Origin of the sequence: Streptomyces sp. SM1, from assembly GCF_002910825.1 — a bacterium.
Taxonomy (GTDB): domain Bacteria; phylum Actinomycetota; class Actinomycetes; order Streptomycetales; family Streptomycetaceae; genus Streptomyces; species Streptomyces okerensis.
On record NZ_NEUB01001024.1, the window covers coordinates 1 to 9,565 of the forward strand.

The 9,565-nt window shown below is 67.1% G+C and carries 13 protein-coding genes; 2 read left to right on the top strand and 11 right to left on the bottom strand.

Features of this window, described 5'->3' with window-relative positions; genetic code table 11:
• The coding region (locus B9S61_RS36860) for an IS630 family transposase (protein WP_103546065.1) at window positions 1–875 on the top strand (875 nt) is incomplete at its 5' end.
• 126 nt (window positions 876–1,001) lie between these two features.
• Here B9S61_RS36860 and B9S61_RS36865 read toward each other — a convergent pair.
• The 11 genes from B9S61_RS36865 to B9S61_RS41315 all read right to left on the bottom strand — a co-directional run bounded on the left by B9S61_RS36865 (window position 1,002) and on the right by B9S61_RS41315 (window position 8,089).
• On the bottom strand, window positions 1,002–1,526 hold the full coding sequence (locus tag B9S61_RS36865; protein WP_103546066.1) for a hypothetical protein: 525 nt from the start codon (window positions 1,524–1,526) through the stop codon (window positions 1,002–1,004).
• Window positions 1,527–1,581: 55 nt separating this feature from the next.
• Window positions 1,582–1,839: a hypothetical protein gene (locus B9S61_RS36870; protein WP_030213880.1), complete on the bottom strand. Its 258-nt coding sequence runs from the start codon at window positions 1,837–1,839 to the stop codon at window positions 1,582–1,584.
• A gap of 211 nt (window positions 1,840–2,050) precedes the next feature.
• Complete coding sequence (locus B9S61_RS36875; RefSeq protein WP_199846737.1) at window positions 2,051–2,455, bottom strand: hypothetical protein; 405 nt, start codon at window positions 2,453–2,455, stop codon at window positions 2,051–2,053.
• Window positions 2,456–3,515: 1,060 nt separating this feature from the next.
• Window positions 3,516–3,962 (bottom strand): hypothetical protein, encoded by a 447-nt coding sequence (locus tag B9S61_RS36885; protein ID WP_103546068.1) that lies wholly within the window; start codon window positions 3,960–3,962, stop codon window positions 3,516–3,518.
• Window positions 3,963–4,070: 108 nt separating this feature from the next.
• Window positions 4,071–4,193 carry a hypothetical protein gene (locus B9S61_RS43070; protein WP_256905569.1) on the bottom strand — a complete coding sequence of 41 codons (123 nt, stop codon included), beginning with the start codon at window positions 4,191–4,193 and terminating at the stop codon, window positions 4,071–4,073.
• Window positions 4,194–4,252: 59 nt separating this feature from the next.
• On the bottom strand, window positions 4,253–4,741 hold the full coding sequence (locus B9S61_RS36890; protein WP_030213869.1) for a hypothetical protein: 489 nt from the start codon (window positions 4,739–4,741) through the stop codon (window positions 4,253–4,255).
• Window positions 4,742–5,011: 270 nt separating this feature from the next.
• The gene (locus tag B9S61_RS36895) at window positions 5,012–5,326 is read right to left on the bottom strand and encodes a hypothetical protein (RefSeq protein WP_051713629.1); all 315 of its coding nucleotides are present in this window, start codon (window positions 5,324–5,326) and stop codon (window positions 5,012–5,014) included.
• Between the two features lie 139 nt (window positions 5,327–5,465).
• Window positions 5,466–5,663 carry a hypothetical protein gene (locus B9S61_RS36900; RefSeq protein ID WP_103546069.1) on the bottom strand — a complete coding sequence of 66 codons (198 nt, stop codon included), beginning with the start codon at window positions 5,661–5,663 and terminating at the stop codon, window positions 5,466–5,468.
• A 208-nt stretch (window positions 5,664–5,871) separates the two neighbouring features.
• A complete protein-coding gene (locus B9S61_RS36905; RefSeq protein WP_103546070.1) occupies window positions 5,872–6,798 on the bottom strand; it encodes a hypothetical protein in 927 nt (308 codons plus the stop codon).
• A gap of 34 nt (window positions 6,799–6,832) precedes the next feature.
• Window positions 6,833–7,291, bottom strand: a complete 459-nt coding sequence (locus tag B9S61_RS36910; RefSeq protein ID WP_078620839.1) for a transposase — start codon at window positions 7,289–7,291, stop codon at window positions 6,833–6,835.
• A gap of 627 nt (window positions 7,292–7,918) precedes the next feature.
• Window positions 7,919–8,089, bottom strand: coding sequence for a hypothetical protein (locus tag B9S61_RS41315; RefSeq protein ID WP_200705546.1), 171 nt, complete (start codon window positions 8,087–8,089; stop codon window positions 7,919–7,921).
• Between the two features lie 284 nt (window positions 8,090–8,373).
• Here B9S61_RS41315 and B9S61_RS36920 point away from each other — a divergent pair, with 284 nt between their 5' ends.
• Window positions 8,374–9,564: an IS110 family transposase gene (locus B9S61_RS36920; protein ID WP_103543576.1), complete on the top strand. Its 1,191-nt coding sequence runs from the start codon at window positions 8,374–8,376 to the stop codon at window positions 9,562–9,564.
• Window position 9,565: the final 1 nt, after the last annotated feature.

A 9,565-nucleotide genomic window follows, 5' to 3' on the forward strand; every position in this document is an offset into this window, starting at 1 on the left:
CCGACCGCCTGGACGGCCTCGTTGACGAGCCCCGGCCGGGCCGGCCGCCCATCATCGGCGTCGACCGGATCGAGGCAGTCGTCGTCACCACGCTGGAACAGCTCCCGAAGAACGCCACGCACTGGTCGCGCAAGTCGATGGCGGAGCACAGCGGTCTGTCCAAGTCCACCGTCGGCCGGATCTGGCGGAAGTTCCAGCTCAAACCGCATCTGACCGACACCTTCAAGCTGTCGACGGACCCGTTGTTCGTCGAGAAGGTCTACGACGTCGTCGGCCTGTACTTCAACCCGCCCGACGGCGCGGTGGTCCTCTCGGTGGACGAGAAGTCGCAGATCCAGGCCCTGGACCGCTCCCAGCCTGTGCTGCCGATGATGCCCGGCATGCCCGAGCGGCGCACCCACGACTACGTCCGCAACGGCCTGACCACACTGTTCGCCGCGTTCGACGTCGCCACCGGCGAGGTCATCAGCTCCCTGCACCGCCGGCACCGAGCGGCGGAGTTCAAGAAGTTCCTGGTCAAGGTCGACAAAGAGGTGCCGGCCCATCTGCAGATCCACCTGATCTGTGACAACTACGGCACCCACAAGACACCCGCGATCAGGACGTGGCTGTCCAAGCACCCCCGCTTCCATATGCACTTCACCCCGACCGGCTCCTCGTGGATCAACCAGGTCGAGCGGTGGTTCGGCTTTCTGGCCGACCAGAAGATCCGCCGCGGCGCACACAAGAACGTCCAGACCCTCGAAGCCGACATCCGCGCCTGGATCAAGGACTGGAACGCAGACCCCAAGCCGTTCATCTGGACCAAGACCGCCGAGGAGATCCTCGAATCCCTTGCCCGATACTGCCGACGGATCTCCGGCGCAGGACACTAGAGCTTCATCGCGGTCATCGCCGGCCGGGCGGGCTCGGCCGCGGCGTGCTTCTGCAGGATGTACTCGGCGACGTCGAAGACGGATGTCTGAGACAGAGCGATGGTTCCAACCTTCATCTCGCTTCGATCACCACCAGTGCCGGAACAGGTAGTCACCGCGCGGCAGTTCGCCGCGTCGGATCAGATCGGCCAGGACCAGCCGCAGCGACGGCGAGAAGGCGCGATCGGCGAAGAACCGGTCCTCGAACACGGCGTTCTCAAGGTCTTGCGTCGCCGGCGGGTTCGCCCCGACGGTGGCTGGTGTGTTTTCGTCGGCGACGCGGATGCTCAGCCAGTAGTCCAGCTCCGTCACGCCGGTCTTGAAGGCGCTCTCGCCGGTGCGGGAGTCCCAGCCCAGGTAGATCTCGGCGCCGTCGAGGTCGCCGAGTGCCTGCAGGTAGTCCCCGTCGGAGGTGAGCTCGTAGAGCTTCACGCTGTCATTGCCGATGTGCTCGTCGTCCCGCTGGCATCCGCGCAGCGAGCTGTACGGCTTGCCGTAGACGCGCTCGGCGATGGCCTCGATCGGAATGTATCCGTTCTCGGCGGTCACAAGATCAGCGTGCGGTTCCAGCGTGTAGACGCTGCGGGGCGTGTATTCGGGTGCATCGGGCATGACGGGGCCTCTTATGTGCGGTTCGGTGATGGTTGCGGGGACGAGCCAGTGCGGCTCAGTGCTCGCCTCGCAGGAGGACCGCCAAGGCCTGAGCATGGGCGTTCTTCGCTTGTTCGACGGCGGCCTGCTCCTGGAGGGAGTGGATCTTCTCCCCCGCCTGGATGCGCTCGTCGACGGCGTCCATGGCGAGAATGACGGCAGCGAGTTCGAGCCGGGCGTCCGCCACGCGGCGCTTCAGCTCGGGGTGCCGCTCGGACATCACGCCCAGCCGGTGGACGGTGTCGATCCTCTGCTCTTCACTGACGGTGGACATAGCGGGAACTCGCTTTCTGCTGGGTGGTGTTGAGGGGCGTGGGGTCAGGGAACAGAGCGCAGCGCCACGAGGACGAGGAGGACGGGAGAGGTTCTGGTGCGGGGCATGGCGTCTGCTTTCTGCTTCAGTCGAGTGGGGGCGAGAACGAGGAGCCCCCGCACGGCGTGATCCCTGCGGGGGCTGATGGTGCGGATGCGTTGCGCTCGTGGGGTCAGGCCTGGGCCGGTACCCCGGCGAGGTCGACCCTCCGGCCGCGGGCCAGCTCGGCGGCCGGGACGACGATGCGGTAGCCGCCGACCGGGTAGCTCGGGTGGTTGGAGTACACCACGGCGCAGGTCCAGGAGCCGGAGTGGCGCTTGCGCGGCAGCGGCTCCTCCTCGACGCCCTCGGGCAGGAGATCCTTGCGGAACTCGATCGGCACCACGACGACGCGGTACGACTGATCGGTGCGCGGTGGCTCCCACGGCAGCTCGACGACCAGGTCCTTGGGCCACTCTTCGATGGTCACGGGCAGGGTGGACAGGTAGTGGTTCGTCGAGTCCTCGGGGGCCTGGGCCAGCCGGGCCTGCTCCTGCTCTTTCGTCTCGATGAAGCCGATGCGGCTGAGGAAACTCATGGTGATCAGTGCTCCTGAATGAGTGCTTGGTCCGGACCGCCGGCGCGGGGTCGAAGAAGGCGAGCTCGTCGAGCTCGCAGCTCACGCCGTGGATGCGCGCGGCCTCCAGGTCGGCGAGGTCCTGGTGCACGAGGTCGTCCGGCTTCGTCAGCCACTGGACGAACACCCCGGTGTCGTCGATGCCGTTCAGGGAATGCCGGACGATGATGCCGATGCTGCCGGGGACCGCGCCGAACTCGTACTCGAGGTATTCGCTGGCCTCGGCGAGGAGCGCGTAGCTGCCGACGGCGGGCCGGACGCGCTGGCCGGGCCTGTCGCCACGGTCCTCGGGCTTCGGCCTCCGTCTGATCAGGTCCGGCAGGAGGAATGCGAGCCCCCGCTCGTCGCGAGGGCCGCGGTGAAGACGATGAGGAGGATGGCAGGCCGGGCATGGCCAGGAGCGTGCTCATCGACGTGGTTTCCTTCGAGACCGCAGTGGAGGGGAAGAGGAAAGGCAGGGCGAAGAAGCCGCTGGTCAGCGCGTCTCGCTGTAGCCGCACTCGGAGCACGTGTGCGTGACCTTCTTGGTCTTCTTGCCGGCGCGGACGCCGTAGGCGTTCGACTCCATGTCGACGGCGCAGTTCGGGCAGGTCATGGCTCGGCTCCTGACGTGACGAGGATGTTCTTCAACGCCAGATCCGGATCAGCTCCGCTGATCCCTTGTGCTCACTACCTTCACGGGACGAGCAAGGCGAGCCACGAAGAAAAAAGCACAGCACCCCGGCGCAGCTGCTGCCCGAAGGTAGAGCGCGCACCGGGGTGCTGGGGAAGCCGGAGCCGCGGAGATCTCCAGGGACGCGCCACAGGGATCAGCTTCAGCACTGAAGGAATCGAACCTTTTCCGCGGTCGGTCTGCACGGTGTGCCCACTGGCGCACGCCGAGGATCAGTCGGCGCACTGCGGATTCGAACCGCTCCGTGCAGAAGTCCATGGCAGCAGGTCTACTCAGCCAATCGCCGTGCAGCTGCTCGGAATTCCTCGAAGGTGACAGAACTGCTGATACCGGGCCCCACAGGGTTGTTCAGGCACCGTGTAGCGCCCCGGGGGGCGCGAGGGGCGTGCCGCTGATGGTGGGCACGGCCTTGGGTCCGCCGGTGAGGGCGTGCCCCTGCAGCAGGGTCGTGCTGGCCTGCCAGTGCGAGACCCGCCCCTCCGTCGTGCGGGCCGGATACACGTACCGCGAGCTCCCCGCCGGCGACTTGGTGGTGTTCATGGCGTCCAGTAGCGTGCCGGCGACCACCTCGCCGCGCTCCTGCACGCACACGGCGGCCTCCTGCCACATGCCCTTGCCGCTGTTCTTCTCGGCGGGCAGCGTCGTGCACACCAGGAGCCGCTGGCTCGGGGCCTCGGCCCACCGGCCGCCAAGCGCGGTCTCGGCAGCCGGCTCAAGTCGGACGCCCACGATCCGGTCCGCCCGCACCCACTGGTCGCCGATCCGGACCCAGGTCGCGGCAAGTTGTGCTGACATGTCGTTTCTCCTTGTGCGTGAACGCTGCCGGGCGGGTCCGCCAAGGGCCCGCCCGGCAGCGGTGAGGGGCTGAGCCGTTGTCGGCGTCGGCCAGGCCCGTGGGGTGCGTTACTTCCCTCGCTTGCCTGTGAGGTTGATCCGGACGCGGGACTGCGGCTTGGTCTCGGCGGTCTTGTCCTGCGGCTTGGGGGTCTTGCCGGTGAGGTTGATACGGACTCGGGACTTGGGCATGTGCTGCTCCCTCGTGAGCTCGGCCAGGCCCGCCGGGGGGGGTGGAGTTCTACAGATCGTCAAGCGGTCTGAAAGGGCAGCTGCTCGTCCTGCACGGCGCTGGCGTGCGCGACGGCCGGGGCGGCGGCTGCGACGGGAGCAGCCTGGGCCTGCAGGTTCTGGTTCTGGGCCTCGGCCTTGGTGACGCGCTCGGCCAGGCGGGCCTGCGTGGTGGCGCGGGACTCCAGAAAGGAGATGTTCTGGATCTCGAGCTTGACCTCGAAGACCTCGGCACCGTTCTTGGTGTAGCGGTTCAGGCGGGGCTCATAGCTGAGGCCCACCAGGTCACCCTTGTGCACGTGGGCGAACGGCCCGGTGCCCTGTGTCTCGGCACGGACGAAGGCCTCGAAGGGCAGCGCGTCGGAGATGCGGTTGCCCTGACGGTCGGTGTAGCCGCGGTCGACGAAGGCGGTGAGCATGACCTTCTTGGAGCCGTCCTTGTTCTCGAAGACCTTCGGGTCGTTCGCCAGGCGGCCGATGACGGATGCGGTGCTGTTCGGGTTCGACATGGTGGATTCTCCTTGAATACAGCGCAGCGCCCGGATCGACATCGTCGTCCGCGCGCAGTTGGGTGGGTTGTTGAGATGTTCAGTTGTCTGTCATGCCACCATCCGGATCAGCTTCGCTGATCAGATGATGTTCTCTTTCAACGCTTCATCCGAATCAGCTGTGCTGATCGAATGCTTTGTCATTCCGAGTCCCGAATCGGCTTCGCCGATCAGACTCGTGTTTCTCGCTGGTTTACCGGCCACTTCCCCGACCAGACCCCCGGCGTGATGTCACAGCGTCACCTGCACTTCGTAGGCCGTCGAGCAGTACGGCCCGACGGTGAGTGCGTGCACGGGCGTCACCAGACCTGCCTGCGCCAGGCGCGCCGTCAGGCCCGAGTGCTCGGACCAGTCCTTGATGAAGACGTTCCCGGCCTCGGGCGTGAGACCGTAGCCCTGCAGGCTGATCGAGATGGGCTCAGGACCCTCGTCGAGTTCAAGTTCCAGCACACGGTTCTCGTCGTCGTGCACGAGCGCTCCGGTCAGCTTGATGCAGCCGAAGTTGACGGTGACGTCGTGCTTCACGGTGGTCGTGGACTCAGCCATGGTGGTCTCTCTCTTCTCGTGATGTGGATTGTGGACGCCGATGGGCGCGATCAGCTGATGCCTCCTCCGCTTTCGCATGGTCCGTGGGCCTGAAGCACGAGCGATAAGGCGGGGGCGGCAGGCTGGTGGCGGTTCGCGGTCACGGCTGGTCCCCCTGGAGTACGGCGCGCAGCCGGGCGGCCAGGTCGGTGTCCTGACCCTCCAGCTGCGCCAGGGCCCGCTCGATGCGCTGCTCGGTCGTCAGGCGCCAGCGTCGCTCGAACTCGGCACGGTCGTGCAGCACCTGGATCGCGGTGTTGAGCTGCCGGTTGGTGCGGGTGCGGATGATGCGGAACATGACGTGCTCCTGGTTCAGAAGGTGATCTGTCCGACGGGGTGAGCGACTGCGGCGGCGCCGGCGTTGAACTCGTAGCGGCAGGAAGACAACCGACCTCATGGGCTCCGGCACAGCGGTGGGATTCGCCCACGAAGCGATCGCGCCCGTGGGCGAGGGGGATGCCGATGCCTCTGCAGATCTACTTCCGGATCGACTGCGTCGATCCAGATCAGTCACCGACCGGAACCTGTTCGCGATACAGCTCGCTGATCCGGGCAACGGCTTCAGCTGGAGGCTCATAGACCGGCGGCAGTTCGCTAACTGCGATGTCGAGGTCTCGGGCATCCGGCAACGGTTCAGGTCGGAGCATCGCTGCTCCGGCGGTAGTGCTCAGGTAGAGGTCGATCGCGCGCTCGATACGCCTGTTACGGGTCAGCACTCTGCTGATGCCGTTGACCTCGTCGAGGTCCAGGTCGAGGGTCACTGCTCGGTTGAGTGCCCGGCGCATGCGGTGCTCGATGGTGCAGTGCGCGTTCAGATCGATGGTGGTGTCCTTGTATCCGAGCAGCACCGCGTCGAAGACGCCCTCGATGCTGTCCGGGAGCTGCCAGCCGGGGAGATGCCCTAAGGTGCCGTCCGTCTCGCGGTCGTCGGCGTCGAGCAGACGGTTCCAGTCGTCGCGCCGGCGCTTCCACTCGTCCTTCCGGATCTCCTTCGGTCGGTCAGCCTGGTTCTGGTAGTGGTAGTCGACGAAGAAGGGCCAGCCGTCGGCTTCGAGAGCCAGGAGCGCGTCGGTGTACGCGCGGTTCCCGGCGAAGGGGTACGCCAGCCGGCGCGTGCCGTAGTCGTCGTCGACCTGGCCGAAGACGATGCTGAAGCGCAGCGGGTCGTGGAACGTCATGCGGTCATCGAGCCCGGCCTGCTCGTCGAGCCAGAGCTTCCGGGCCCGGTAGACGGTGTAGTTGTGCAGGGGGCCGCCCATGTCACGTTCGCGCACCTCGGTGTCATCGACGACGCGGGCGAGGTTCCTGGCGATGACGGGCACAGCCAGCTCGCGGAAGACCTCACGCATGCGCTTGGAGATTACGCGGGTGAGTTCGAAGAGGTCGGGCGCGTGCGTGGTCAGCCGCAGCCCGTCATACAGCTTGGTGCTCATCGGATTTTCCGTTCTTGGGACGCCCCTATAGCTGTCAAGCAGCTGGAGCGGGGTTGTTTTGAGTGATGTGCGTGGCCGGTGGGCTGCCAGGAGCGTGGTGGACCTCGCGGGCGACGATTCGCTTGAGGCAGCGCATGATGTCCGTCTTGGACAGCCCTGCCGTGGTGCGGCGTTCGACATAGGCGCGGATGCGCTCGTCGAAGCGCATCCGGACCAGCACGATGGTGTGCAGCGCGTTGGTCGCGGCCCGGTCACCGCCGCGGTTGAGGCGGTGGCGGTGGGTGCGGCCGGAGGAAGTCGAAATCCGAGCGGCACCGGCGAGGTGCACGAACGCCCTCTCGGACCACATGCGTTCGGGATTGTCCCTGGCTGAGGCCAGCAGCTGGCCGGCGGTCTCGGGGCCGATTCCGAACAGCTCCGGCAGCGTGGGGTCCGCCTGCTTGACCGGCGGGCCGATTCGGCGTCCAGGGCCTGGTGGAGGCGGGCGGTCCACAGCGCCCTCACCGCCTCGACCACGCCGTCCCGCCTCATTGGTGTGCCGGTGGCCAGCCGGACAGCACGGCCGTCGCGGCGGCGTACATCACTTCGCCGACCATCCGACCGACCCGATCTCGCTGTCGAAGATCGGCGGGACCCTGACCAGGTCAAATCAGTGCAGCGCCGCGTCAGCCCGGACCCCCGCCAGCCCGCTCCACCACCGGGCGTGCGACATAAGCGCGACACCCTCCCGCGATGCTGGTGAACGAACCGGCCGGGGAGGGGCGATGGGCGTCACGCCCGTTGCGATGCAGCCGGGGCTGGCCGAGCTTCGCCTCGGTGATCGTCCCATCGACCAGGGCGGGCAGCGACCTGGCGGGCAAGTCGGGCTTGCCCTCATCCGCCGCGTCTTGCGGTCCGGACGGTTCATGTCCCCGACTGTGACACCGGCTGCAGCCAGCACCCGGGCGAGCTCGGCACCGTAGGCGCCGGAGTCCCTGTCCACACCGGGTCGGGGCAACAGAAACAGCCGGATGATCTCGATCGGGTGCGGATGGCGCCCATGGAGTCCGCGCCTGCACCCGCTGGCGGGGCAGCCTCAGGCATGGCGTTGAGGGCGGTCAGATGAATGGAGTGCTGGTCTTCAGAGACCGTGCTTCTCGTGGTCGTAGGGCTCGTTCGGCCGGTGGACCGCGATGCGCACGACGGGTGTGGACCCGTCGGTCTCCGGGCGCTGCGCGGCCGGCGCTGGCGTCCGGGTCTGGGGTCTGAGCTCACGGGCGATACAGAGGATGCAGGCGACGATGGCCAGCACGATACAGAGGAGCGCCAGGCTCTGTAATGGCGTCAGGGGGTACATGGGGAGGTCCTACCTTTCAAGACGTGGGTCTGATCCGGTCATTCGTAGGATCGGAGGGCCCAGGGGTTCTGGGTATGGCTGCATGGTGGGCGCCGTTTGGATGGCTCAAAGGACTTGGCCGCCCGGAGCCCCGCGACGACTCGACCGCCAATTGGGAGACGCGACTCGATCGCTGCTGTAGGACAACGTCGGCGAGGTCGTCTGCGGGATCGATGTGACGACGAGCTGGCGGAGGGAACGTGCCCGAGATCTGGGCCGGAGTGGACATCGGCAAGACGCATCACCACTGCGTGGTGATCAACGCGGACGGCGAGCGGCTGCTGTCCCGCCGGGTCCTGAACGACGAGACCGAGCTGCTTCAGCTCATCGGCGACGTCCTGGAGATATCCACCGACGTGCTGTGGGCCGTCGACCTCAACCACGGCGGGGCCGCCCTGCTGATCGGCCTGCTGCTCAGCCACGGCCAGCCGATGGCCTACCTCACCGGCCTCGCGGTCCACCGAGCATCGGCCACCTACAAAGGCGAGGGCAAGACTGACGCGAAGGACGCCTTCGTCATCGCCGACCAGGCCCGCGTCCGACGTGATCTCGGCCTGCTGAGGCCCGGCGACGAGATCGCCATTGACCTGCGCACGCTCACTACCCGGCGCCTGGACGTGGTCTTCGACCGCACCCGGCAGATCAACCGTCTCCGCGCTCAACTGCTGGAGATCTTCCCCGCGTTGGAACGCTCGCTTGAGCTGACCAACAAAGGGCCGGTGATGTTGCTGACCGGCTACCAGACCCCGGCCGCGATCCGCCGCGCCGGCGCGAAGCGGATCGAGACCTGGCTGAAGAACCGCAAGGTCCGCGGCGCCGCCGCACTTGCGAAAACGGCTGTGGAGGCTGCCCAGGCGCAGCTGACGGCCCTGCCTGGCGAGACGCTGGCCGCCGCCATGGTGGTCCGCCTCGCGAAGGGGGTGATGTCCCTCGATGAGGAGATCGCCGAGCTCGACGCCCTGATCGAGGCCAAGTTTCGCGAGCATCCGCACGCTGAGGTGATCCGCAGTCTGCCCGGCATGGGCCCCAAGCTCGGTGCCGAGTTCATCGCCGCGACCGGCGGTGACATGGACGCCTTCGGCAGCGCCGATCGGCTGGCCGGCTTCGCCGGCCTGGCGCCCAGGCCACGCGACTCCGGCCGCGTCAGCGGCAACCTGCGCAGACCCAGGCGTTACCACCGTGGACTGCTGCGGAGCATGTACCTGTCGGCGATGGTCAGCACTACCACCTGTCCCGCCTCGAAGGCGTACTACCAGCGCAAGAGGAGCGAGGGGAAAGGACACAAGCAGGCTCTGCTGGCCCTCGCCCGCCGACGCCTCAATGTCCTGTGGGCGATGATCCGTGACGGACAGTGCTACCAAGGTTCACCTCCCGTCACGGCGGCGGCTTGAC